The organism is Desulfosarcina widdelii (genome assembly GCF_009688965.1).
Taxonomy (GTDB): Bacteria; Desulfobacterota; Desulfobacteria; order Desulfobacterales; family Desulfosarcinaceae; genus Desulfosarcina; species Desulfosarcina widdelii.
The window spans coordinates 4,447,068-4,471,710 of the sequence record NZ_AP021875.1 but is presented as its reverse complement, the minus strand read 5'-3'; the positions used below and the strand labels follow the sequence as shown (position 1 = coordinate 4,471,710).

Here is a 24,643-nt window from a genome sequence, read left to right as displayed (position 1 = left end):
ATCGCCTGAATGAAAAAGGCTTCCTCAACCCATCCATGCCGGAGGCGTTTTATGGCCGCAGCATGCACCGGCGTGATTCTGGCCGGCGGACAAAACAAACGGTTTGGCGGGCAAAACAAGGCCTTTATCCGCATCGGCGAAAAGCGCATCGTGGATCGCCTGATGGACGTTTTCAGCCGGCTGTTCGATCAGGTGGTGCTGGTGACCAACGACCCGGCGGCTTACATGGACGTGGATGCCCTTCTTGTCAGCGATCACTTTGCAAAGCGCAGTTCACTCAACGGCCTGCATGCCGGTCTGTTCGCCGCCGCCCACGAGACAGCGTTTTTCGTGGCCTGCGACACTCCTTTTGCCAGAGAAGCGCTGATTCGTTGTGTGCTGGATCATATCGAGCCCAAAGCCGACATCGTCATCCCTTCCACGGCAGACGGGTTCGAGCCGCTTTTCGCTGTCTACAGGAAGAGCTGCCTGCCAGCCATGGCCAACCAATTGGAGCGCGATCGGCTAAAAATCCAGGGCTTGTTTCGCAAAGTGCGTTTAAAAGCCATTGATGAAGCCGAACTGCGCCAGGCCGATCCGGAGTTGATCTCCTTTTTCAATATCAACACCCCCGAGGATCTGAAGATGGCGGAAAGCCTGAGAACAAAATTCGAAAAGGAGCATTAAAGACCATGAATACCGACAGCCTGATTGCCAAAATCAAGCAGCGTCCGGATTACGACCAAGTGGGAATGATTTTATGTCATAACGGCGTGGTGCGGGGCTCCTCGCGGGACGGACGCAAGGTGACGGGCCTGCGCGTGGCCGTGGACCGGGAGCGGCTGGAGCAGGTGCTCAGCCAGCAGCGATCCCGCCCGGGCATTGTCGATATCCAGGTGGAAATCGCCGCCGACAGGGATCTGTCCATCGGGGACGACGTTATGCTGCTGGTGGTGGCCGGGGACATCCGGGAGCATGTCATCGAAACACTGAGCGATACCCTGGACGCGATCAAGACGACGGTGACGGCTAAGACCGAGTTCTTCGTCTGATAAGCTTTTTTCGAGACCAATAAACATAGGAACAGAGATGCCCGATTTGACCCACATTGACGATAAGGGCCGGGTGCGCATGGTGGACGTAACGGCCAAAACCCCGACCCGGCGGACGGCTATTGCCCAAGCCGTGATCCACATGAGCGCAGCGGCGTTTACGCAAATTCAGGAAGGCACGGTCACGAAGGGAAATGTGCTGGAAACCGCCCGGATCGCCGGTGTCATGGCTGCCAAGAAGACCGCCGATCTGATCCCTATGTGCCACCCCTTGAACCTGACCCATGTTCAGGTCGATTTTTTTTCCAGCGCAGACACCCACACCATTCGCATCGAAGGCACCGCCCGCATCAACGATCTGACCGGCGTGGAAATGGAGGCCCTGACCGCCGTATCCGTAGCGGCTTTGACCCTCTACGACATGTGCAAGGCCGTGGACAAGGCCATGACCATCACCGACATCTGCCTGCTGAAAAAAACCGGGGGCAAGAGCGGCACCTTCACCCGTCCTGTGGATAACCGATGATTTTTTTTGCACGCGCCTCCTTTTTTCGGACGATTCTTCTGATCACAACCCTTTCCCTTCTGGCCGGCTGCAGTTGGTTTCAGGGTCCGGCCCCGTCCCCCGAGCCGGCGCTGGTCCTGCTGGCGGTTGACGATTATCCGGATTTTTCGGACGGGTTTTTTCTGGACAACCTGAGCCACGGCATCGGAAAAAGCCTCGAATATCTTCAGCGGTTGCCGGCCGAGCGCACGTTCCGTTTCGGCGAAGACACCTACGACGCCCGCCACCTGAAGCGATCGCTGGAAGTTTTGCAGGCCTTGGTGGACAGGCGACCCGGCCCGGAAGAGGTCAACCGCTTTATTGCCCAGAATTTTCGGGTGTACCGGTCCTCCGGCGGTCCCGAGAGCGGCCAGGTGCTTTTCACGGGCTACTACGAGCCTCACCTGAAGGGCAGCCGGACCCCCGACGCCCGCTACCGTTATCCGGTTTACACCCGGCCCGGCGACCTGATGGTTATCGACCTGACCCCCTTTTCTGAAGACCTTGCCGGCAAGCGCATCGTCGGCCGGGTTCAGGGCAATACCGTGGTGCCCTACCCGGACCGGCAGGCCATCGAGGCGGAGGAGAACTTTGGTCGCCTGGCCCCGCCCATTGCCTGGGTGGACGACCGCATCGATCTCTTCTTTCTCCAGATCCAGGGCTCGGGCCGGATCTACCTGGCCGAAGGCGGCTTCATCCGGGTCCATTACCACGCGGCCAACGGCCGTCCCTACCGCAGCATCGGTCGCCTGCTCATCGACCAGGGCAAGATCCCCGCCGAAGAGATGTCCATGCAGCGTCTCAGGGACTACCTCAAGGCCCACCCCGAAGAGATGGACGCCATCCTCAATTACAATCCCAGCTATGTTTTTTTCAAAACCGAAAATTCCGGGCCCATCGGTGCCATCGGTGTGGACCTGACGCCGGCCCGTTCGGTGGCCGTGGACCGCCGGGTCTTTCCCATGGCCGCCCCGGCTTTTCTGCAGACTCAGATTCCGGTGGTGGACGGCAACGGCCGTATCGACCGTTGGATGGACATTTCCGCCTTTGCCCTCAACCAGGATACCGGCGGTGCCATCCGCGGGCCGGGGCGCATTGACATCTTCTGGGGCAACGGTCCCTATGCCCGGATCGCCGCCGGCCACATGCAGCACAAAGGGAATTTTTACCTTTTGGTATTGGACCCTGAAAGCGGAGCGAGCGCGGCGGGTACAGACGGCTGATATTGTCTGCCGTTCCAGTGTTTTCACGGCATCCTCTTGTCTTGACACCCCCCTGTAAAACCAGTACTGTTTTTCATTTTGAAATGAACGCAATTTTATCGCGGTAAAGGAGATATTCATGTTCGGGATCGGAATGCCGGAAATGATCCTCATCCTGGCGGTGGCCCTGATTGTCATCGGGCCCAAGAAACTGCCGGATCTGGCCAGATCGTTGGGAAAGGCCATGGGCGAATTCAAAAAGGCGACCAGCGATCTGAAGGAGAGCATGCAGATCGATACGGAACTGAAAGAGGTCAAGAGTGCCTTTAACGACATTGGAAAAACCGCGCCTGCCGAAGATGCGGGCGACAAGGAAGCTTCGGAGAATGAAAAACTTGCCGATGAGGCCGAGATGAAGATGGCGGAGGAAGACGATGCCGCCAAATCCGGCGACTCCATGGAGCAGCTCAAAGCGGCCTTCGACCGCCGCAGTCAAGACCAGGCCGATCCTGTGGATGCAGCCCCGGTCGACAACGAACCCACTGAAACGGATTCCGAGCCGGAGTCTAAAACAGGCAAGGAATAAGCGACGTGGCCAATCTGGATACGGAAGACAAGGTTCCCTTTACCGTTCATCTCGAGGAGTTGCGCAAGCGGCTGATCTCCTGTTTCATCGCTGTTGGCCTCGGATTTGCCGTCTCCTACGGATTCAAGGAAAAGCTGTTTCAAATTTTGACCCAGCCGCTGATTTCGGTGATGAAACAGGGGGAAACCCTGATCTATACCGGACTGCCCGAGGCGTTTTTTACTTTCCTCAAGGTCTCCTTTCTTGCCGGGCTCATGCTGGCCTCCCCGGTGATCATCTACCAGTTCTGGATGTTTATCGCTCCGGGACTGTATGATCGTGAGAAGAAACTGCTGGTGCCCATCGTTCTGCTTTCCTCGATCTTCTTTGTGGGGGGCGCCCTGTTCGGCTACTTCATCGTTTTTCCTTACGGATTCGATTTTTTCCTGGGATTTGCAACGGAAACCATCCGGCCCATGCCTTCCATGAAGGAATATCTGAGTTTTTCGGCCAAGCTGTTGCTGGCCTTCGGACTGGTTTTCGAACTGCCCCTGGTTATCACCTTTCTGGCCAAGCTGGGCATCGTCAGCGTTCCTTTTTTAAAGAAAAACCGCAAATATGCCCTGCTGCTATTTTTCGTGGGCGCCGCCATCCTGACGCCGCCGGATGTGGTCACCCAGGTCATGATGGCCCTGCCGTTGATGGTGCTTTACGAGATCAGTATTATCGGCGCCCGGATTTTCGGCCGCAAGGAAAAGCCGCCCGAAACCGCCACCGAAAGCACCACCGAAAGCACCACCGAAGCCGAGGGCGCAAAGGATTCATGAGTCTTTCGGCAGCCCCCCCGCGTTACCGACTGGCGCTCCAGGAGACCGCCGCCGGAACCGGTTTTTTCGCCCCGGTTCCCCGGGACCCACCGACCTTCGTGGACGGGTTGCGCTACCTGCAACAAAACCCCAACGACGTTTTCATGCACAATTACCTGCTGGGATGCATCGCATCGATGGACTCGGATGTCGTTGGAGTGTTTTTGCGCTCCGAAGTGGGAGGCGATCCGATTGTACGGGCGCTGCTGCTGGAAGCTGTCCTGATCTACGATCACCTGTCCGGGTTGCGCAAACCTTTCAAACGGCGTGAAATCAAGGCTCTGGCAGAGGCAAGCCCCCTGGTGGTTCTGCGATCGGAAGGGCTGCCCGATCAGGCCCTTCACCGGCAGTGGGTCGAGTTGTTTCATGCCAATCTGACGCGCCACCGCCCCCTGCCTCCGCCGCAAAAGACGGACCTTGCTTTTCCCGTGGAAGGCGTTGACGGCAGCGAGCAGAAGCCGCCAAAGGGAGCCCACCTGCAAGCGATCATCGACGCTTCGATGAGGGATTCGCGATCTCCCGGCCAACCCCGGCCGCCGCTTCAGCAGACCATCGACCGTGCACTCTTCTCTCTTGAAAATCTGGATCTTTTCGAGGGCGGCGAGATGCGCCATCAGTCTTCACTGAGCCCGATTGCCCTGTTGCGCAAATGGCGCTTTTCCCACGAGGTACGCAGCGGCGGGCTGGTTTACACCCTCTCCGGCGTCCAGACTTCATATGGACGCGGGCTTTCCCTGGAAGCGGCCCGGGCGTCGTGCCTCATGGAAGTCGTCGAGCGCTACTCCTCTTTTGCCGGGATTGCGGAATCTGGCATCATGGGAACCCTGCGGCCCCATGCGCTTATCCATGGCAGCCTTTCCCGGCTGGCCGCCGAGGGCTATCCGGTGCTGGACCCCAATTGCCTCTGCCTTGAGGTTCCCTACCGGGACGAGCCTCTTTACTGGATGGAAGGCGAGCGGTTGACCTCAAATGGACCCGTGCCGATCTGGGTGCCGGTGCAATGTGTCTACCTGTTTTGCAACCTGGACGAACGAGCCCTGTTTTCCGGCCTGGGCTCCACCGGGTTGGCATCGGGAAACACCATGGCCGAGGCCCGACTCAGCGCGCTTTACGAATTACTCGAACGGGACAGCGAGGCGGTCAACCCGTTTCACCCCTCGCGATGCTTTAGGGTTTCAGCTGAAGACGAACCGGTCGGCGCCCTGTTGGAGGATTATCGGGCGCGGAGATTTTACGTGCAATTTCAGGATATCAGTCCGGCATTCGGCATCCCTTGCTGTAGCTGCTTCGTGACCCACCGGAACGGGACCGTGGTCCGGGGAAGCGGAACCAACCTGAACGGCAGGCAGGCCGTGCTCTCGGCCCTTACCGAAACGCCCTACCCTTATCCCGTGGGTCCCCCCTCGGCTCCTGCGCTTCCCGATCTACCCTGGCTGCAATTCGAAGCGCTGCCGGATTTTTCCACCGGTTCGCCGGACCGGGATCTGGTCCTGGTGGAGCAAACCCTGATGGCCAACGACGTTTTCCCCATCTATGTGGACATGACCCGTAAGGACTTGGAAATACCGGTGACCCGCGCCCTGATACCGGGGTTCGAGATGATGGCCGACTTCGACCGGACCAGCCGCATCAATTCGCGGTTGTTTAATAACTATCTAAAAATATATAATAAAAATGGTTCATGATTCCCATTGACACAGACCATCAGGATTGATAGAAAAATTATGCGGAGTGATTTGGGGCGTTAACCAATTTAAATAAGGAGAGTGGAGGTTATGGGTAAACGTACAATTATTCTGGCAGCGGTATGTGTGGCGCTGATGTTCGCCGCCGGGCCGATCTACGCCGCCACGGCGGTGGACGACGTGATCAAGATGGAGAACAAGGCCTACAAGGAACATGAAAAAGGCATTGTGACCTTCAGCCACAAGAAACACAACGAGGAGTACAAGGTCGGCTGCGGCGAATGTCACCACGACGACAAGGGCAAACCGCTCAATGACTTGAAGATGGGCGACGATGTGAAAAACTGCATTGAGTGTCACAAGACGCCCGGAAAGATGCCTGGTTCGGTCAAAAAGGATTTGAAAGCGAATAAGGCTTCGAAAAAAGAGATAAAGGCGAAGGAGCTGGAGTACCACGCCGAGGCCCTTCACGAAAATTGCATTAGCTGCCATAAGGATTACAACAAGAAGAACAAGACCAAGGCCGCGCCGCAGGCATGCACCAAGTGTCATCCGAAAAAGAAAAAGTAGTTCCGACTTTTCTATAGTCCCAATACGAAACGGGGTCCTACCGCCACTGGCGGCGGAGACCCCGTTTTTTCATCCATCTTCCCTCATCCATCGTTCTTCTTGCCTGCAATTGGCATCTTGACTGACAAACAAGAAGCACGCTGTAAAAAGCCGTTTTGTTAAAGGGGGGCGTTAATGCTGGGAGCAGCGCAGTCGATAGGCGCGAGCCTGGTCGACCAGCGCCTTGGCCCAAACGGGTGTGCCCAACGCATGGATGTGGGTATAGGTGGCCAGAACGTTGTTGATGCAGACGCCGTCCCGGCCATCAATAAAGCCACTGCCGCGCTGCATGGAAAAGGCCAAATTCTGAGGCGAGCCTTTCCACTCCTTTACGCTGGAATAGTGAAATTCATGGCCCAGCAAGGTCGCACCTTTCTCGAAATAGGGGTTTTCACCTTCCACTCGAACAATGGTGTAGCCATGACCCTGGGGGCGTTTGGAAAAGCCGAACACCACAGGAAGGACGCCGGCCATTTCATAGGTGCCGTCCTCAAGAATCAAACCCTCGCCCAGATACATCAGCCCCCCGCATTCGGCATAAACAGGCAGGCCGCCCTCGGCCAAGGCCTTGAGTTCCCTTCTAAAGGTCGCGTTGGCCTCCAGTTCGCGGCCGTGGGTTTCCGGAAAACCGCCGCCGATGTACAGGGCATCCACCGAGGGAAGGGACTTGTCCTTCAGCGGACTCAGAAATACCAAATGGGCGCCGGCACTCTCCAGCGCCTCCAGGTTTTCCGGATAGTAGAACTGGAAGGCCGAGTCCCTGACGATGCCGATGACGGGCACTTCATTTTTTGTTGCCGTTGAGGAGGTTGTTGAAACATTCAGTCTAACGCGATCGACCGGTTCGGCCATTGCTGCCAGTCGCTGGATGCGGTCGATATCCAAATGGTTTTCGGCAACCTCCCGAATGGCATCGATGGCCGGGGCGGCCCAGCTATGTTCCGGCGTGGGCACCAGCCCCATGTGACGTTCGGGAAAGCGCTGCTTTTTCAGTTTGGGAACCGCACCCAGAACCGGGATGCCTGTGTATTCCTCGATGCTCCGAGTCAGAATGGATTGATGGCGCTTTCCGGCCACCCGGTTCAAGACCACCCCGCCGATGCGTACGTCGGGATCGAAGGCGGCGATGCCCCCTACCACCGCTGCCATGGTGCGGGTGGTTTTGGTGCCATCAATGCACAAAATCACCGGAAGACCCAAGAGCTTGGCCAGCTCGGCTGTGCTGGTTTCCCCTTTCGTGTCGATACAGTCGTATAGGCCGCGGTTGCCCTCGATGAGGGTAAAGTCGGCGTCGCGGGTGTGGGTATGGTAGGAGCCGAGAAGGATTTCCCGGTCGATGAGGAAAGAATCCAGGTTGTAGCAGGGCCGGCCGGCTGCCAGTGCCAGCCAGCCGGCGTCAATATAATCCGGCCCTTTTTTAAATGGTGCAACCGTTTTGCCCAGGCTCTTCAGCGCAGCGATGATGCCGACGGAGAAAATGGTTTTTCCCGATCCTCCGCGAAGGGCGGCAACCACGATGCCCGGGGTGGCGTTGGACTGCTGGTTGAATGGAGCCTGTTTCAAAAGCGTTTTCAAGGCGGCGGTTCACCAAAAGTTGGGTCTTCCGTCGCAATTCAAAATTAATCTTCGTGCTCGGCTCCAGACTGCTTGCCGGTGCCGGGCAGGCCGTACATGGAGGTGCTGCCCGAAGACCAGTACTCCAAAACTCCGTCCTGAACCAACTGGTTGACGATTTTCTTGGCCACGCGAGGTTTCATGTCCAGAATCTTGGCCAGGTCATTGAAGTAAAATTTGGATTTCATCTTCAGCTTCTTGGTCAGACTGGTGACGATCAACTCTTTTGCCTCTTCGTATTCCATGGTGACCTCTTTTCTAAAGAAGGCAGGGGGGGCGCGCGGCCTCCCCCTGCACAGATTTACTCATATGGAAAAAATTAGAACTTGAACTGTGTGGTCTGGCGCCAGGTGTAGTAGGCCGGATCACGGAAATCATCGATAAGATGATGGGTGAATTCAAGTTCGCATTTGTCGAAGAACCGCTCCCAGCCGATGCGTTCGGCCCAGTCGCCCAGGCGCTCGTATTTGTTAGCGCCGGCGGAGTAAGCGTCGACGATTTTCTTGATGGTCGCGGTGGTGCTCGGCCAACGTGGCGGTTCATTGGGAATGAAGGCCACAACAACCTTGGAGAACTTGGGTGTGCTGATTCGGTTGGAGACCTTGCCGCCCACCATCAGAACGATACCATCGCCTTCCTGGTCGGCCAGCGGCATGGAGGGACACATGGTGTAGCAGTTACCGCAGAACATACAGCGGTCATTATTAACGGCTACCGACTTGACTTCTGCATCACCAACCTTGACCTTGGCCGGTTTGATGGCCGCGGTGGGGCAGGCGGCGATGGCCAAAGGAATTTCGCACATCTTGTCCAGGTATTCGTGATCCAGCAGGGGCGGTTTGCGGTGATAGCCAAGGATGGCGATATCGGAGCAGTGTACCGCACCGCACATGTTCAGGCAGCAGGCCAGAGAGACACGCAGCTGGGCCGGCAGGCGATGATTCTGGAAGTCTTCGAACAGCACGTCCAGGGTAGCCTTGACCGGACCGGAAGCGTCGGTGGCCGGGGTATGGCAGTGGATCCAACCCTGGGTATGGATGATGTTGGTGACGCCGGCACCGGTGCCGCCGACGGGGAACTTGAAGCTGCCGCCGTCGAACTTGCGGCTTTCCAGGTCTTTGACGAGGGGGTCGAGCTTGGCCTTGTCGTCCACCATGAACTCGATGTTGTTGCGGGTGGTCCAGCGAACGTGACCGTCGCAGTGCTTGTCGGCGATTTCGCAGATCTCGCGGATGAGGGTCACGGTCATCAGGCGAGCGCCGCCTACGCGCACGGTGTAGACCTCGTCGCCGCTTTCGGCCACGTGCACCAGTACGCCCGGTTTGATAATTTCGTGATACAGCCACTTACCTTTGTTCTTGGCGATGACCGGCGGATAAAACTTGTCGTATTTTTGCGGACCGATGTCGGTGATCCGGTTTTCCATCGGTTTGTCGGGATTGTATCCTGAAGAAATAAATGCCATTGGTTTTCCTCCCCTCTATCTCTGGTGTTTCTTTCTGAATTCGTTGATGTCGCGATCCCAGCCGCCAACCTCGTCTTCTTTCCAGAAGATGTAGGGGTTATGGCGCGGTTCCTGGACATGCTGGGGAACCGGCTTGATGTTAGTTACTTCGAGCAGCTTCTGGAATCCCTGACGTTTGATCAGCTCACCGAGACGTTCGCGGTTTTTGCCTTCTTCCATCCACCAATCCCAGACGTTTTCGATGACTTCCTTGATCTCGTCGTAGGGTTCTTCGACCTTGATGAAGGGCACCAGCAGGGAGCCCATCTGGGCGCCGTCAAGGATCGGAGCCTTGGCGCCGGCCAGCATGGAGCAGCCACGGTCATCGCCGATATGCAGAGCGCGCGGCATGACGTTGATGCAGTGCATGCAGCGGGTACACTCTTTGTTGTTGATCGTCAGTTTGCCGCCTTCGTACTTCATGCACTTGGTGGGGCACAGCCCGACGACCTCTTTTTCGATGTCGAAAGCACCCCAGTCGCGGCCACTGTGGGCGCCGGCGTTGGGCGGAAATTCGCCGCCGACATAACCGGCAACGGCTTCCTGGTCGATCTTGATGTCGTCTCTCCAGGTGCCCACGAAAGACAGGTCGGAACGGGCGATAGAGGCCACGCAGCAGTTGGGGCAGCCGTCGAACTTGAACTTGAACTTGTAGGGAAAGGCCGGGCGATGCAGCTCGTCCTGGTATTCCTGGGTCAGGTCGTAGCAGAGCGCCTGGGTGTCGTAGCAGGCGTATTCGCAACGTGCTGCCCCGATGCAGTCGGACGGGGTACGCAGGTTGGAGCCGGATCCGCCCAGGTCCTGATCGAGCTTGTGGGTCATTTCGTAGAAAATTTCTTCCAACTGCGGGGTGGAGGTGCCGATGAAGATAATATCACCGGTGGAGCCGTGCATGTTGGTGACGCCGGAGCCGCGGAACTCCCAAAGGTCGCAGAGATTTTTCAGGAATTCGGTGGTGTAGAATTTGCCGCCGGGCTGGTTGATGCGCATGGTGTGAAAGTGCGCCACGCCGGGAAACTGTTCCGGCTGGTCGCAGTAACGACCGATAACGCCGCCGCCGTAACCAAAGACGCCCACGATACCACCGTGTTTCCAGTGGGTCACGCCGTCTTTATAGGAAAGTTCCAAGACACCCAGAATATCTTCCACACAGTCCTGGGCAACCTGGAATTCCACGTTGTTCGCGTTCTTGGCCCTGCTCGCGGCTTCCTGCTTCAGATCCGACACGAAGCTCGGCCACGGACCGGACTCAAGCTGGTCCAACAAAGGGGTTGCATGCTTTGCCATCTTTTACCTCCATTTGAATTGATAGTAAACCAACCTGCCAAAAATAAAACAAGAACCGGCCCCGCCGGGGGGCTTAGTGGTCACCTCCTCTCGAATTTTTTTCTGCAATTATTGTCGGGAGTGTTGAAATTGCGTGGTTATCATTATTCAATCTGCAAGGGGCAGATATAGAATTAATCATGGAACTTGTCAATAAAAAAGCAGGATTTCCAGCGGTTAACCAACAAACGGCCTGGTGCCTCTATCGTATATACAAAATATTGGTGATCCCATGGATAAGAGCCCATGATGTGGTGTTTGATCGGGCGTGACGGACGGCAACCGCCCAAACAATCCAAGATGATGCCATGGGGGCCGACTGCCGCCCGGTGCGTTCATTCCGACCATCCGGCCAGCAGCCGTGAAACCGTCCCGACGTGATGGGTCAGGTTGGCTTCGATCCTCTGGCGCTCTTCACTGTGTCGATCGAACACGCTTTTCGTTATTTCCCCGGCGCGGTCCCTTAAATCGGCTTCGCATTGCTGTTCCAGGTATTGTCCGAAAAAGCGGGGAAAGGCTTCAGGAAAACCGTTCAGCCGTGCGGTCAGGTCCAGGCCTTGAAAAAAGCCTTCGATGACGGGTGTCAGGCAGCGATCCGGCGCCCAGGCGACCTCGGACACGCCATCTATGCGGTCCAGACGCATGCGCAGGGTCAGGTGCAGAAAAAATGCCTGCAACATAGCCAGCATTTCGTTTTCATTCGTCGGTTCTGCGCCGGACCGTATCATGGGGCGATAGTCCCGTACCGTAATCAGTTTGACAGTTGTACGCTCTTTTTCCAGACGGACGACGAAGTCGCCGGCGGCATGATGCCAGGGAAAGATCTGGCGGGTGGAGACCGGGTCGTAGCATGCGGTCAGGATCATGGCCATGTTTCGATACAGGGCCGCTTCTTGTTTTTCCGAAAGCAGACAGGGGGTGGACTCACCGTCCCAGACCACGATGTCCGGTTCCTTGTCGCCGCTTTTCGCGGTTAGGTGAAATTCGTGAAAGCCGTCGAACCAGTCCCCGAGGAACATGGGAAGTCCATCCTCTTCAATCGCATAAACGGTGGGAAACCAGCCGAAGGGACGCTCTTCCTTAAGCTGCTGCAGGGCTCGGGTCTCCCGTTGAACGTTCTTTCTGCCTACTTTGTTTGTCGCCACGTTGACTACCAGGGAAACCCGTTTTTTTAAGGCGGTTACCTCGATACGCGCCGGATGGTAAAAGGAGCCGTGCTTCTCCAAAAAGATGGCCACACGCTCCAGGTCTCCCTCGGACAGCGGGTGCTCCATTTTGTGAGACACGGCCTGAAGGACCCGCTGCCAGCGGGAAGCCGCGCAAAAACGCGAGACTGCCGAAAAATAACCGCCGTACGTGATGGGGGTGGCATCGAGTGGTCCCGGAGGTTCGGTTTGACCCAGGCGGCTGTTCGGCAAGGGTCGATCCCACCAGGGGTGAGTTTGGCCGATGGGATGATCACTCGTTGCTAAAAAATAGGCAATTTCGGGCATGGGGCAGTGACCCTGGAAAAACGAATATGCAGCGGAAATCCGGCCTTGCTCTTGAGTGCCGGCCGAAATCCCGCCTTGGGGTCAGGAGCGATGCGGCTCCAGCTCTTTGAGGATTTCCGGCGCCACCTGGTAGCCCAATTCCATTGCCTTGTCGGCATGCTCCACCGCCAAGGCTGTTTGCCCGTCTTCCAGATAGGCGATGGCCAGGTTGTTGTGGGCCACGGCAAACTCCGGGGAAAGCTTAATGGCCTTCAGGTTGGTTTCGATGCTTTCCTTGATCTGGCCGTTCATCAGGTAGGCATTGGCCAGGGTGGCAAAGGCCTGAATGAACCGAAAATTGAATGCCGTGGCCTTCTTCAGGGCTGTGATGGCCCCCTCCAGGTCGCCCTGCTGGAGCAAAACAAAACCGATGTTGCCCCATCCTTCCGAAAAACTGGGTTTCATTTTGACGGCACGCCGGTTCCAGTCCAGGCAGCCATCCAGGTCGCCGCGCTTGAGGCGGATGCCGCCCATCTGAACATAGGCCTCGGCCAGTCCCGGGCTGCACTCGATGGCGGTCATCAGCGATTTCTCGCCTTCTTCAATTTTTCCCTGACCCAGAAGGGCCACGGCGAGGTTATAATGGGACGTCCCGCAATCGGGATTCGAGGCAATGGCGCGGCGCTGCTCTTCGATATAGGCTTCCGCATTGGGTGCTTTTTGCATGGTCACATCCTTTTCCGGCAGGTTTGCCGTTATGTTTTTTGCGTGAAATCAAGACCCGTAGCCCGACTGCTGTTTTGTGTCAAGGAAAATAATTTCACCCAGCATGCTTTTTGCTTGACATAAGATCCCTGCTTCCTTACTGTTTTTGACATTACAGCTTCTACCGTCCAGACGGTTCGCCTTCGGACCGTCGCTATCCGAGCCTACAGGATTGTATGATGTCGATACCGGAGATTATTGGGGACTTTGCCAAAACAAGCGCCGCCCTATGGTGCGCCGTTGGTGACAAATCCCCGTTTCGCAAGCCCCGCGTCCGGTCCTAACGGCGACACCTTTTTTTCCAAACAACGATACGTTCTCAGGAGGTAACATGAATCCAGGATGTTATACCGCTATCGTGACGCCTTTCGTCGGCGACGCGGTTGATGAAACAGGGCTTGCCCGTCTCGCCGATTTTCAGATTCAAAATGGCATTTCCGGTATTCTCGCCGTGGGCACCACCGGTGAAAGTCCCACCCTGGCATGGAAGGAACACCACCATGTGGTTGAGACCTATGCCCGGCTGAGCCGGGGAAAGTGCCTTTGCATCGCAGGAGCGGGAAGCAATAACACCAGAGAAGCGCTGTCCGCCACGCGAGAGGCTGCCGAAGCTGGGGTGGACGCGGTTTTGCTGGTGGACCCCTATTACAACGGGCCCAGCTCCCTGGAAATCAGAAACGAATATTTAAAGCCGGTAGCCGCCGCTTTTCCCGATCTGACCGTCATTCCTTACGTGATTCCCGGCCGGACCGGCGCCCAGCTTTTTCCCGAAGACCTGGCCCTTTTGTACAAGTCGCACCCCAATGTCAGCACGGTGAAAGAAGCCACGGGGAATCTGGACAACATGCGCCGCACACGGCAATGCTGCGGGCCCGATTTCACCATTCTCTCAGGAGATGACGGGCTGACCTATGAAATGATGACCGATCCGGACATTGCCGCGGCGGGTGTGATTTCCGTGGTTTCCAACATAGCCCCCAAAGCGATGGTCGAGATGGTCGATCTTTTGCGGGCCGGAAAGACCGATGCGGCCAAAACCCTGGCCGACGCCATTTCGCCCCTATTCGGGTTGGTGACGGTGGTCACCAAAGAGCCGACGCCCTACGGTGAAGTGGTCTGCCGGGCACGCAACCCCCTGGCAATCAAGACCCTGATGCAGCTGCTGGGCGTTCCCTCCGGTCCCTGCCGCTCGCCGTTGGGTAAAATGAGCCGTGCCGGACTGGAAAAGGTGGTGTCCATCGCCAAGACCGTGCAGACCAACAATCCAGAAATCTTGACGCCCCTGGCGGAGTTTTTTAACGTGGATATCGATACGCGCCTGAATGACGAGAGCCTGTGGGAGGGGCTGTATTATCCTTCATACTAGGTTTTGATAAACTTGCAAAAAGTACCAAATTCGTCATGCCGGACTTGATCCGGCATCCAGAACCCATTGAGATTAATGGATTCCGGCCTACGCCGGAATGACGAAAAGATGAGATTTTTGACTTTTTACGGGACGGTCAGGGTTTGGCGACTTCGTAAAAACCCGCTATCTGCGAACTGCGTTATCCCTTGTCAGTGCGGATTGTGGAATGTAAAACCGCCCCTCCCGGTTCATCGGAAGGGGCGGTTTGTTTTTTCGGAGATGGGTCGTTGTTTATTCGGGAGGCTGCTGGTCGGGCAACGTCCCGGCTTGCTGCTCGGGGTCGGTCTGTTTGAACAACACCCCCTGAAGCCAATCCAAGCCGAATTTGAGCAGTTCGATTTCGTCGTTCTTGATTTTTTCCACGGTGGCGTCATCTACATCGAAGCGCTTCAGAAAAGAGCTTTCGAAAACAAACTCCCGAAATTTATCGATGTCGTAGCTCACCAGGAAAAACATCTGTTTGGCCTGGTCGGTCAGCTTGATGCTGGCCGGAAAAGAGCGCTTACGGACCACCAGGTCGGTCCACTGGCTGTTGACCTCGTCTCGCAGATCGACACCCTGGTCCTGACGCCACTCGGCCACGGTCCACTCGGTGTCTTCCTCGAAACCCTTGCAGTGGGGCTCATTGACAAAAAAGAAAAACCCCTCGTCGTCGGCCCCCTCCTTGTGCTGCAAGGTGGCTGTTCCCAACGGATAATAGCGGCAGGATGTCGGACGGTCCTCGTAGAGGATGCATCCCTTTTCATCTTTGACAAAGGGGCAGGATTCGCGTTCGTCGTCCAGCAGCTTGAGGGTTACCATGGGAAGGTCGGTTTTTTCCAGGATGTGCGGCTCGGTGTAAATGGCGAGAAACTCCCTTGAGGAGAGGTTCAGGCGGTTTTTCAACTGGATGATGTCGTACGGCGTCAAAATGATATTGATGCCCCGGCAGCACTGGGTAAAGCACGACACGCCGGGGTGGCATTTGAATTTGAAGGTGCTGTTGTAACCCAGACGCACCGGGGAAATACAGGCGGTTTTATCCATTTGCTCCATGGTTGTCGTATCCTTTTCCTCTTCGTTCGTTGGTTGGGCGGACACTATCCAAGGCCACGATCAAAGTCAAACGCAAATCCCATGTGCCGGCGCTGCGGAAAATCAAACGGGACCGGCGGAAAATCACACCGGCCCCGTTGATTGCTTCTGCGGTCGCGCGTCAGACTATTTTACCTTGCCCGCACGCCAGGCTTCGATCAGCTTGTCGTAGTCGACAGTCTCCCCTTTGGGTTTTTCGTTGGCCAGCTTGGCTTTGGGAGAGCCCGGTTGGTTCAGCCAGTAGGATTCGTCTTTTTCCGGATTCAGTTTCGGGCCGCACTCGCCTTGCGTCTTGGAGCGTGCAATGCGTTCCAGCACCCGATCCATCTCTTTGGCCAGGTTGTCCATGGCGGTGTCTACGGTAACCTCGCCTGAAACGGCCTCACCGATATTCTGCCACCACAACTGGGCCAGTTTGGGATAATCGGGCACGTTGACGCCGGTGGGGGTCCAGGCCACGCGAGCCGGGCTGCGATAGAATTCCACCAGGCCGCCAAGTTTGGGGGCCCGTTTCGTAAAGGATTCATGCCGGATGTCGCTGTCCCGGATGGGGGTCAGCCCCACATGGGCTTTTTTGAGGGAGGTGGTTTTGCATACGCAGAACTGGGCAAACAGCCACGCCGCTTTGCGTCTTTCCAGCGGCGTGCTCTTCATGAAGGTCCAGGAACCGCAGTCCTGGTAACCCAGCTTCATGCCTTCTTCCCAGTAGGGACCGTGGGGCGAGGGAGCCATGCGCCACTTGGGCGTGCCGTCTTCGTTGACCGTGGGGCCGGGTTCGACCATGCTGGGCAGAAAGGCTGTGTACCAGAAAATCTGCTGGGCCACGCTGCCGTTGGCCAGAAAGGGCAGGTAGGTGTAAAAATCCATGCCCAGACTGCCCGGAGGGGCATATTTTCTCAGCCAATCCATGTATTTGCGAAGGGCGTATTTGGCTGCCGGTCCGTTGGCGGCACCGCCGCGGGCCACTGTGGCGCCCACCGGCCGGCAGCCCTCCATGCGGATACCCCATTCGTCCACGGGCTTGCCGTTGGGAATGCCCTTGTCTCCGGCACCGGCCATGGAGAGCCAGGCATCGGTAAAACGCCAGCCCAGGTCCGGTGCTTTCTTGCCGTAGTCATTGTGGCCGAAAACGGCCTTTCCATCGATTTCCCGGACATGTTCGGTGAAAAATTCGGCAATGTCCTCGTAGGCCGACCAGTTGACCGGCACACCCAGCTCATAGCCATAGATCTCTTTGAACTGCTTCTTGAAATCCGGTCGTTTGAACCAGTCGTAACGAAACCAGTAGAGGTTGGCGAACTGCTGGTCGGGCAGTTGATAGAGTTTCCCGTCCGGGCCGGTGGTAAAGGATTTGCCCATGAAGTCGTCCACATCCAGGGTCGGCAGGGTCACATCCTTGCCCTCGCCTTCCATGAAGTCGGAAAGAGGAACAACGTAGCCGTAGCGGGCGTGGGTGCCGATCAAGTCTGAGTCGTTGATCCAGGCATCGTAGATGTTCTCACCCGAGGCCCACTGGGTCTGCAGCTTTTCGATGACGTCGCCCTCCTGGATCAGGTCGAAGGAGACTTTGATGCCGGTGATCTCTTCGAAGGCGCTGGCCAGCGTTTTGGCTTCATATTCATGGGTGGGGATGGTCTCGGAGACCACCTTGATGTTCATGCCTTTAAATGGCTTGGCGGCGTCGATGAACCATTGCATCTCTTCGAGCTGCTGCTTTTTGGACAGGGTCGAGGGTTGGAACTCTTCGTCGACCCATTTCTTGGCCGCGTTCATATCCGCCATGGCCGGACCGGCCGCCATGACGAAAATCAGCGCCAAAGCCATACTGACAAAACCTGTTTTCTTTAAAACGCCTTTCATAGGTCTCCTCCTTTTAGCCTTCATGGAGTGGGGGGTGGGGCTATAGGACGCCATCGCGGTCGTGAAGGCTGTAACCGGCCCGCGAGAGGCAAACGTCCTTATCGTGTTTAAGATAATGTTTTCGGGCTGCGCTATCCCCAGCGCATGACCACAACCATCCAGACGATCGCAATCGGCATCGCCAGCCACAGATTCAGGTCGGTTAAGCCCAGCCAGGCCAGGTGAATGTAGGCGGTGCCCAGCAGGCCGACAAAAAACCGCGTGCCCCGGGTGGTCGGGATTTTGAGAAATCCGCTGCGTTCGATCGTCGGCGAGACCAGCTCCCAAACGAACATGCCGAGAATCATCAAAAAAATCGTGCTGAAAAAAATCGCCGTGGGTACCGTCCAGTACATCCATTCGAAATTCATAGCGACGCCTCCTTACACGCGACCCAGGGCAAAGCCTTTGGCCAGGTGGTTGCGCACGAACCAGATGACCAGTGCGCCCGGCACGATGGTGAGGATGCCATTGGCGGCCAGAAGGCCCCAGTCCAGACCGGTGGCGCTGATGGTACGGGTCATGGTGGCAACGATCGGCTTGGCTTCGGTGACCGTCAGCGTTCGGGCGAAGAGGAGTTCGACCCAACTGAACATGAAGCAGAAAAACGCCGTCACACCGACGCCGGCCCGGATCAGCGGCAGAAACAGGACGAAAAAGAAACGGGGGAAGGAGTAGCCGTCGATAAAGGCCGTTTCGTCGAGTTCCTTGGGAATACCGGACATGAAGCCTTCCAGGATCCATACGGCCAGCGGCACGTTGAACAGGCAGTGAGCCAGGGCGACGGCAATATGGGTATCGATCAGATTGAACGTGGAGTAAAGCTGGAAATAGGGAAGCAGAAATACCGCCGGCGGGGCCATGCGGTTGGTCAGCAGCCAGAAAAACATCTGCCCGTCGCCGAGGAACTTGAAGCGTGAAAAGGCGTAGGCGGCCGGCAGGGCAAAGGCCAGGGACATGATCGTGTTCAGGCTGACATAAATCATGGCATTGATATAGCCCGAATACCAGGTTGGGTCGGTGAAGACTTTCAAGTAGTTCTCAAAGGTCAGGTTGGCCGGGTAGAGGGAAAAATTGCTCAAAATGTCGGCGTTGCTGCGCAGCGACATGTTGAGCATCCAGTAAATGGGAACCACCAGCAGCACAAAATAGAAGATCAGGGCCCAGGATCGTTTTCGGATTTTCATGATGCGCTTTCTCCTTTGCCGACGTTCAAAAGAGCCTGGTAGAAGATAAAACTGAACAGAAGAACGATGAGAAAATAGATCAGGGAGAATGCCGCCGCCGGCCCGAGGTCAAATTGGCCGGTGGCCAGCTTGACCAGGTAGATGGAAAGAAAGGTGGTCGAATTGCCCGGTCCGCCGCCGGTCAGGGCAAAAGGTTCTGCGTAAATGAGAAAGCTGTCCATCCAGCGCAGAAGAACTGCGATGGTGAGAACACCGCGCATTTTGGGAAGTTGAATGTAGAGAAAAACCGCCCATGGCGATGCCCCGTCGATTTTGGCGGCCTGATAGTAGGCTTCGGGGATGGCGCGCAGTCCGGCGTAGCAGAGCAGCGCTACCAGCGGGGTCCAGTGCCAGACCTCCATGGCCATCAGGGTGATCCATGCATAGGACGGCCGGGCGGTATGGTCGAAGGGCACCTTGAGAAGATCCAGGCTGTTGATCCCCACGCCGAACAGGCCGATGTCCGGCCGGGTGAAGATGATCCAGATGGTGCCGATCACATTCCAGGGAATCAGCAGGGGGATGGCCAGGGTGACCAGGCTGGCGGAGACACCCCACCCTTTTTTGGGCATGGCCAGGGCAATCAGGATTCCCAGGGGAATTTCGATCAGCAGAACCAGCCCGGAGAAGACAAATTGGCGCCCGAGGGCATCGTGCAGGCGATGGTCTGTCAACATCTCCTTGAACCATTCGGTTCCCACGAAAACGGCGTTGCCCGGGCCGAAAATGTCCTGGATGGAGTAATTGACCACCGTCATCAGGGGGATGATGGCGCTGAAGGCCACGACGACAAAAACCGGCAGCACCAAATACCAGGCGCGATTGTCTTCCCATTTATCCATGGGATTCTTCCTCCCTCCTTATAAGTGTCCATCCGAGAAGTGGACGATCACTATTTAACCAGCCTTTCGTCGGCGAACAATTTCGTGCGCTCCGGCGGAAATTTCAGCCAGGCTTTGTTTTCCGGAACCGGATGCCCTTCGGGGATCCGGGCGCGCAGGGTATGGCCGTTGAAGGCGGCCGTGAGAATTTTAAAGGAGCCCTGATCGTCCACGGATTTCAAAGCGACCGGGATTCCGCCTTCGACGGCTTCGGCATACACTTGAAGGTGCATGGGTCGAATACCCAGTTCCAGCACGCCGCCGGCCTCGGCCCCGCGGGCTGCCGTGGCCGGGTCCAGGGCAATGGTCGCACCATCGACCCGGGCGTTTTGCCCCTCGAGGGTACAGGTCAAAAAATTCATGCCCGGGCTGCCGATAAAATACCCTACGAATTTGTGTTTGGGATTTTCAAACAACTCCTGTGGCGTCCCGATCTGGTAGATTTCACCGTTATTCATCAAAATGACCTGATCGGCAAAGGTCAGCGCCTCCACCTGGTCGTGGGTGACGTAAATCAGGGTCAATTTCAACTGCTCGTGAATTTCTTTGAGCTTGCGGCGCAAGTGCCATTTCAGGTGGGGGTCGATGACGGTGAGCGGTTCGTCGAAAAGCACGGCCGCTACATCGCTTCGCACCAGGCCGCGGCCCAGCGAAATTTTTTGTTTGGCATCGGCGGAAAGGCCGGCGGCTTTTTTATTCAAGACGTCGGTCAGGTCGAGCATCTCGGCCACTTCCCGTACCCGCAGGTCGGTATCGGTTTTGTTGAACCGCCGGTTTTTCAAGGGAAAGGCCAGATTCTCGAATACGCTCATGGTATCGTAAAGCACCGGAAATTGAAACACCTGGGCGATATTGCGTTTTTCCGGAGGCAGGTCGGTGACATCCACACCGTCGTAGAGCACCCGTCCTTTGCTGGGTTTGAGCAACCCGGAGATCACGTTGAGCAGGGTTGTTTTCCCGCAGCCGGACGGCCCCAAAAGGGCGTAGGCTCCGCCATCCTCCCAGGTGGTATCGATCTCCTTGAGGGCATAATCCGATGGTTGCCGCGGGTTGGGATAATAGGAGTGAGCAATATGATCGAATTCTATGCGCGCCATAACGGTCTCCTGCGAAACGGCTATGCTACTTGCGGGGCAGCCTTCAGCCAACCGGCGGTGTCGTATACAAACAGGTGTTCGGGGTTGATGAAAACGGTGATCTCGCTTCCTATGGAATAGGTATTCACGCCGTCTTGCTGCACCACAAAGGCCTGCTTGCCGTGATGGACATAAATAAAGGTTTCCGAGCCGTTGATTTCGGACATCTCCACTTTCCCTGCAATGGCGATGTCCGCGTCCTGCCTTCGGGAGAGCCACAGATGGTTGGACCGGAAGGCAAACCGATACTTTCCCTCGGCCAACCCGGCCAGTTGCCCGGTCAAAGGAATCGGTATTCCGTCTCCCATGACCGCTCCCTCGGCAGAAATCTCAGCATCCAGGGCGTTGATGGGAGGGTCGCTGAATACTTCCGCGGCCCTCAGGGTTTCGGGGCGCTGATACACCCGGGCGGTGGTTCCGGTCTGCAATACGCGTCCTTCATCGAGAACGACACTGTGGCCGCCCAGCATCAGGGCTTCGGAGGGCTCCGTGGTGGTGTACACCACGATGGCCGAGCGTTTCCGAAAAATTTCCTGAAGCTCCACCCGCAGCTCTTCACGCAGTTTGTAGTCCAGATTGACCAGCGGTTCGTCCAGCAACAGAAGCTGGGCTTCTTTCACTAGGGCACGGGCGATGGCGGTGCGCTGCTGCTGGCCGCCGGACAATTCAGCCGGCGCCCGGTCCAGCATCTCTTCCAGGTGGAGCATGGCGGCGGTTTCACGAACCCGCCGATCAATCTCTTTTTTGGCCAATCCGCTGATTTTCAATGGGGAAGCGATATTGTCGTAAACGGTCAGGGAGGGATAATTGATGAACTGCTGGTAAACCATGGCGACGCTTCTTTTGCGAACGGAAACGCCGGTCACATCCTGCCCGCTTATAGAGATTTTCCCGCTGGTGGGCCGGTCCAGGCCGGCCATGATGCGCAAAAGGGAGGTTTTGCCTGCCAGGGTTCGGCCCAGGATGACATTCAGCGATCCGGGGGCGAACTCCAGATTGATTTCCGACAAATATGTCTCCCTCCCGACAATTTTGGTGATGTCCTGGAGAATCAAACCCATGGCGATGGCTCCGGATCGGTTAGAAAAACGAAAAACTTGTGTTCGTAAATTCCACGGATTCAGTCTACAATATTGTTAGCATTGGGCTGATATTTTCGCAAGCGAAAATTTGTTTCGTTTCCGCCTCAACTCGATCGCGGCGGAGAAGCTGTCAGGCGACGTGCAGGTCCACTTCGGTAGCGGCGATAATTTCAGCCAGTCCGGCGGGCGGTTGTCGATCGGTGAACAGCCCGTCGATCTCCGCGATATTTCCTAACCGGACCATGGCGTTGCGGCCGAATTTGGTATGATCGGCGGCTAGAAAGACACTTCGGGAGTTGTCGATAATGGCCCGGGCCGCCCGCACCTCGCGGTAGTCGAAATCCAGCAGCGTGCCGTCGATGTCGATGCCGCTGATGCCGATAATGCCGTAATCCACCTTGAACTGGTTGATGAAGTCGATGGTGGCTTCGCCGATAATACCCTGGTCCCGGTGACGGACCAGGCCGCCGGCAACGATGACTTCGAAATTTTCGTTTACGCTCATGATGGAAGCCACGTTGAGGTTGTTGGTGATTACCCGCAGCCGCTTGTGATTGCCAAGGGCATGGGCGATAGCCTCTGTGGTGGTGCCGATATTGATGAATAAAGAGGAGTTGTCCGGGATTTGGCGGGCCAACAGCTGGGCGATTTTCTGTTTTTCTCTGAAACAGAGAACCTTCCGCTCATTGTAAGCCACGTTTTCGGTCGATGTGAGCATCGCGGCGCCGCCGTGATGGCGGCACAGCAGGCCTTTTTCGCTGAGGGTATTGATGTCCCGGCGAATGGTCTGCGGGGTGACCGCGAATGCGTTGGCCAGCGCTTCTATGGTAACGAAGCCCTGGGCCTGGACCATTTTGCGGATTCTTGCGTGCCGCTTGCGAACCGGCTCCACCTTCCCGTTGTGCTTAGTCGTTGAGGGCATTGCCAGGTTTCTACCCCTTTTTCTTGACGGCTCCGTTTTTCGTTAAAGAAAGTTTTTCAAAAAATGTGGTGTAAAACGAAAATAATTAGGTGACAACATAGAGCCGGTATGATATTTTCAATTAAAGATGAGCCCAAAATTACCAATGTTTTTTTCGATATGTGTATCAGTCATCCTGTTTTTTCTCAAGCGAAAATACTTCGATGACACCACGGAGGCCCGAACCGGCCTCCCACGGACAGACGAATGACGGCAACGACTCTTTCCACCCAGGTATTGATTATCGGCGGCGGAGCAACCGGCACGGGGTTGGCCAGGGATCTGGCCCTGCGGGGTGTAGCCTGCATCCTGGTCGAAAAGCAGGATATCAACGCCGGAGCATCGGGCGGCAACCACGGGTTGCTGCACAGCGGTGCGCGGTATATCGCCTCGGACCCGCACTCCGCCCGGGAGTGCCGCGAGGAAGGGGCCCTGCTCAAGCGTCTGGCCCCCCAATGCGTGGAGGACACCGGCGGATTCTTTGTGGCCGTTCCGGGAGACGATGAGGCGTACATCGCCGATTTTTCCGATCGCTGTGCTGCATGCGGCATCGCGGCCGAAGGCGTCGATCCCAAAGACGCCCTGGAACAAGAGCCCTGCCTTTCTCCGGACGCCATTGCCGTTTTCGCCGTGGAAGATGCCACCATCGATCCTTTCATGCTGTCTTTGGACAACCTGGCGCAGGCGCGCTCGCTGGAAACGAAGGTGCTGCTGCACCACAAGGTGCTAGGGTTCGATAAACGGAAAGGACGCGTCGAATCCGTACGGTTGCGGGACCTGCACAGCAGCAAGGATGTTCGGATTCATGCCGAACAAATCGTCAACGCCTCCGGAGCCTGGGCCGGCGAGGTGGCGGCCATGGCCGGCGCCCACATCGACATGCTTTATTCCCAGGGAAGCCTGGTGATCAGCCAGAGCCGGCTCGGCCAGCGGGTGATCAACCGGCTGCGCAAGGCCGCGGATGCCGACATCCTGGTGCCGGCGGGGACCGTCTCCATTTTCGGAACCACTTCCAAACGGATCGACGCACCGGACAACTGCCGCCCCACCACGGCTGAAATCGATGCCATGCTCGACGATGGCATGGCCATGGTGCCCCAGCTTTCCAGCACACGCTATATCCGCGCCTATGCCGGTGTTCGGCCCCTGGTGCGAACCGGGGGCGGATCGGACGACCGGGCCGTGAGCCGCGGTTTCTCCCTTTTGGATCACGAAGACCACGGTCTGGACAATTTTATCACCATTACCGGCGGAAAGCTGACCACCTACCGGCTCATGGCGGAAAAGACGGCCGACCTCGTCTGCCGGCGGCTGGGCAATACCGAGCCTTGCAGGACAGCTACAGACCCATTGCCGGCGTCCAGCCAGGCCCAATATACGGAACCCGGACTGACCCCTAAACTGTGGTTCAAGAAAAACGATCCCGGGGACCTGTTGCTGTGCGAGTGTGAAATGGTGTCCATCAGCGTCTTCAACGAGATCGCCGGGAGCCTGACCCACAACGGCCATCGACCGGGTCTACGCGAAATCGGACAGCGCAGCCGGGTCGGAAAGGGTCCCTGCCAGGGATCCTTCTGCAGCCTTCGAATGGCCGCCCACATGTACGATCAGGGCATGTTGAAAGACGGCGAGGGCATCGACGAACTCAAGGATTTTCTCAACGAACGCTGGCGCGGGATGCAGCCGTTGTTATGGGGGCCGGCGGTCGCCCAGGCCGAATTGCAGGAGGCACTGCATTGTGGGTTGCTGGGGTTGGAAACAGAGGAAATACTTAAAACGTAACGCTTCTTAAA

The 24,643-nt window shown here is 56.8% G+C and carries 24 protein-coding genes; 10 read left to right on the top strand and 14 right to left on the bottom strand.

Annotated elements, in window-relative coordinates; all coding sequences use genetic code 11:
* Positions 1-51 precede the first annotated feature (51 nt).
* The 8 genes from mobA to GN111_RS20480 all read left to right on the top strand — a co-directional run bounded on the left by mobA (position 52) and on the right by GN111_RS20480 (position 6,463).
* The gene (mobA, locus tag GN111_RS20515; RefSeq protein ID WP_170302385.1) at positions 52-666 is read left to right on the top strand and encodes a molybdenum cofactor guanylyltransferase; all 615 of its coding nucleotides are present in this window, start codon (positions 52-54) and stop codon (positions 664-666) included.
* A 5-nt stretch (positions 667-671) separates the two neighbouring features.
* Positions 672-1,031: a molybdenum cofactor biosynthesis protein MoaE gene (locus GN111_RS20510; protein WP_155305541.1), complete on the top strand. Its 360-nt coding sequence runs from the start codon at positions 672-674 to the stop codon at positions 1,029-1,031.
* A gap of 37 nt (positions 1,032-1,068) precedes the next feature.
* Complete coding sequence (moaC, locus tag GN111_RS20505) at positions 1,069-1,557, top strand: cyclic pyranopterin monophosphate synthase MoaC (RefSeq protein WP_155305540.1); 489 nt, start codon at positions 1,069-1,071, stop codon at positions 1,555-1,557.
* Positions 1,554-2,798 carry a murein transglycosylase A gene (gene mltA, locus GN111_RS20500; protein ID WP_155305539.1) on the top strand — a complete coding sequence of 415 codons (1,245 nt, stop codon included), beginning with the start codon at positions 1,554-1,556 and terminating at the stop codon, positions 2,796-2,798. Before moaC ends, mltA begins: the two co-directional genes overlap by 4 nt.
* A gap of 118 nt (positions 2,799-2,916) precedes the next feature.
* Positions 2,917-3,363: a Sec-independent protein translocase protein TatB gene (gene tatB / locus GN111_RS20495; protein WP_155305538.1), complete on the top strand. Its 447-nt coding sequence runs from the start codon at positions 2,917-2,919 to the stop codon at positions 3,361-3,363.
* Positions 3,364-3,377: 14 nt separating this feature from the next.
* Complete coding sequence (gene tatC / locus GN111_RS20490; protein ID WP_155308085.1) at positions 3,378-4,169, top strand: twin-arginine translocase subunit TatC; 792 nt, start codon at positions 3,378-3,380, stop codon at positions 4,167-4,169.
* Positions 4,166-5,893 carry a YcaO-like family protein gene (locus tag GN111_RS20485; RefSeq protein WP_155305537.1) on the top strand — a complete coding sequence of 576 codons (1,728 nt, stop codon included), beginning with the start codon at positions 4,166-4,168 and terminating at the stop codon, positions 5,891-5,893. The genes tatC and GN111_RS20485 overlap by 4 nt, the downstream gene beginning before the upstream one ends.
* 90 nt (positions 5,894-5,983) lie before the next feature.
* Positions 5,984-6,463: a cytochrome c3 family protein gene (locus GN111_RS20480; protein ID WP_155305536.1), complete on the top strand. Its 480-nt coding sequence runs from the start codon at positions 5,984-5,986 to the stop codon at positions 6,461-6,463.
* Between the two features lie 171 nt (positions 6,464-6,634).
* Here GN111_RS20480 and GN111_RS20475 read toward each other — a convergent pair whose 3' ends face one another.
* The 6 genes from GN111_RS20475 to GN111_RS20450 form a co-directional block, all read right to left on the bottom strand.
* The gene (locus GN111_RS20475) at positions 6,635-8,077 is read right to left on the bottom strand and encodes a cobyrinic acid a,c-diamide synthase CobB (protein ID WP_231715505.1); all 1,443 of its coding nucleotides are present in this window, start codon (positions 8,075-8,077) and stop codon (positions 6,635-6,637) included.
* A 44-nt stretch (positions 8,078-8,121) separates the two neighbouring features.
* Complete coding sequence (locus tag GN111_RS20470; RefSeq protein WP_155305535.1) at positions 8,122-8,361, bottom strand: dissimilatory sulfite reductase D family protein; 240 nt, start codon at positions 8,359-8,361, stop codon at positions 8,122-8,124.
* Between the two features lie 74 nt (positions 8,362-8,435).
* On the bottom strand, positions 8,436-9,581 hold the full coding sequence (dsrB, locus tag GN111_RS20465) for a dissimilatory-type sulfite reductase subunit beta (RefSeq protein WP_155305534.1): 1,146 nt from the start codon (positions 9,579-9,581) through the stop codon (positions 8,436-8,438).
* Between the two features lie 15 nt (positions 9,582-9,596).
* The gene (gene dsrA / locus GN111_RS20460) at positions 9,597-10,907 is read right to left on the bottom strand and encodes a dissimilatory-type sulfite reductase subunit alpha (protein WP_155305533.1); all 1,311 of its coding nucleotides are present in this window, start codon (positions 10,905-10,907) and stop codon (positions 9,597-9,599) included.
* 374 nt (positions 10,908-11,281) lie between these two features.
* On the bottom strand, positions 11,282-12,439 hold the full coding sequence (locus tag GN111_RS20455; protein WP_155305532.1) for a hypothetical protein: 1,158 nt from the start codon (positions 12,437-12,439) through the stop codon (positions 11,282-11,284).
* Between the two features lie 81 nt (positions 12,440-12,520).
* Positions 12,521-13,144: a tetratricopeptide repeat protein gene (locus tag GN111_RS20450; protein ID WP_155305531.1), complete on the bottom strand. Its 624-nt coding sequence runs from the start codon at positions 13,142-13,144 to the stop codon at positions 12,521-12,523.
* Between the two features lie 370 nt (positions 13,145-13,514).
* Here GN111_RS20450 and dapA point away from each other — a divergent pair, with 370 nt between their 5' ends.
* Entirely contained in the window at positions 13,515-14,549 is a 1,035-nt protein-coding gene (gene dapA, locus GN111_RS20445; protein ID WP_155305530.1) for a 4-hydroxy-tetrahydrodipicolinate synthase, read from the top strand.
* A gap of 273 nt (positions 14,550-14,822) precedes the next feature.
* Here dapA and GN111_RS20440 read toward each other — a convergent pair whose 3' ends face one another.
* The 8 genes from GN111_RS20440 to GN111_RS20405 all read right to left on the bottom strand — a co-directional run bounded on the left by GN111_RS20440 (position 14,823) and on the right by GN111_RS20405 (position 22,811).
* Entirely contained in the window at positions 14,823-15,626 is an 804-nt protein-coding gene (locus GN111_RS20440) for a YkgJ family cysteine cluster protein (RefSeq protein ID WP_155305529.1), read from the bottom strand.
* 165 nt (positions 15,627-15,791) lie between these two features.
* The gene (locus tag GN111_RS20435; protein WP_176603299.1) at positions 15,792-17,525 is read right to left on the bottom strand and encodes an ABC transporter substrate-binding protein; all 1,734 of its coding nucleotides are present in this window, start codon (positions 17,523-17,525) and stop codon (positions 15,792-15,794) included.
* Positions 17,526-17,656: 131 nt separating this feature from the next.
* Positions 17,657-17,935, bottom strand: coding sequence for a DUF2160 domain-containing protein (locus GN111_RS20430; RefSeq protein WP_155305528.1), 279 nt, complete (start codon positions 17,933-17,935; stop codon positions 17,657-17,659).
* Between the two features lie 12 nt (positions 17,936-17,947).
* Entirely contained in the window at positions 17,948-18,751 is an 804-nt protein-coding gene (locus GN111_RS20425; protein WP_155305527.1) for a carbohydrate ABC transporter permease, read from the bottom strand.
* On the bottom strand, positions 18,748-19,632 hold the full coding sequence (locus GN111_RS20420; protein WP_155305526.1) for a carbohydrate ABC transporter permease: 885 nt from the start codon (positions 19,630-19,632) through the stop codon (positions 18,748-18,750). The genes GN111_RS20425 and GN111_RS20420 overlap by 4 nt, the downstream gene beginning before the upstream one ends.
* A 50-nt stretch (positions 19,633-19,682) precedes the next feature.
* Positions 19,683-20,768 (bottom strand): ABC transporter ATP-binding protein, encoded by a 1,086-nt coding sequence (locus tag GN111_RS20415; RefSeq protein WP_155305525.1) that lies wholly within the window; start codon positions 20,766-20,768, stop codon positions 19,683-19,685.
* Between the two features lie 20 nt (positions 20,769-20,788).
* Positions 20,789-21,868 carry an ABC transporter ATP-binding protein gene (locus GN111_RS20410; protein ID WP_155305524.1) on the bottom strand — a complete coding sequence of 360 codons (1,080 nt, stop codon included), beginning with the start codon at positions 21,866-21,868 and terminating at the stop codon, positions 20,789-20,791.
* Positions 21,869-22,019: 151 nt separating this feature from the next.
* Positions 22,020-22,811, bottom strand: coding sequence for a DeoR/GlpR family transcriptional regulator (locus GN111_RS20405; protein WP_155305523.1), 792 nt, complete (start codon positions 22,809-22,811; stop codon positions 22,020-22,022).
* Between the two features lie 246 nt (positions 22,812-23,057).
* Here GN111_RS20405 and glpA point away from each other — a divergent pair, with 246 nt between their 5' ends.
* Positions 23,058-24,632, top strand: a complete 1,575-nt coding sequence (gene glpA / locus GN111_RS20400) for an anaerobic glycerol-3-phosphate dehydrogenase subunit GlpA (RefSeq protein WP_155305522.1) — start codon at positions 23,058-23,060, stop codon at positions 24,630-24,632.
* Positions 24,633-24,643 lie beyond the last annotated feature (11 nt).